Source organism: Pseudomonas viridiflava (assembly GCF_900602065.1).
Classification (GTDB): Bacteria; Pseudomonadota; Gammaproteobacteria; order Pseudomonadales; family Pseudomonadaceae; genus Aquipseudomonas.
On the sequence record NZ_UWFN01000286.1, the window covers coordinates 1 to 323 of the forward strand.

Annotated in this window: 1 protein-coding gene; it reads left to right on the forward strand. The window is 57.0% G+C overall.

The window, feature by feature from the left end; genetic code table 11:
* Positions 1 to 160 precede the first annotated feature (160 nt).
* On the forward strand, positions 161 to 323 hold a 163-nt coding region (locus tag EE949_RS21475), incomplete at its 3' end, for a glycine cleavage system protein R (protein WP_277423370.1).

The following is a 323-nucleotide window of genomic DNA, read 5'->3' on the forward strand; positions in this document are numbered from 1 at the left end:
GTCTTATCCGGTCACGCTTTCTGCGCGCTGTGCTCAAAAACCGTCTGGATTGTTCCACATGTCGTATTGAACGGTACGCGATTTGCCATTCGCGGTCCGCTGCGCAACCGTGCCTATACTCATCCAACCCTTGCATTGTGAACAACAAGAGGAATTGACCGTGGATCATCTCGTCGTAACGCTGGTTGCCCCTGACAAGCCCGGACTGGTCGAGCGTATTGCCCAATGCATCGCCGAGCAGGGTGGCAACTGGCTGGAGAGCCGCATGTCCCGCATGGCCGGGCAGTTCGCGGGCATTCTGAAAGTGGGCGTGGAACCTGAAA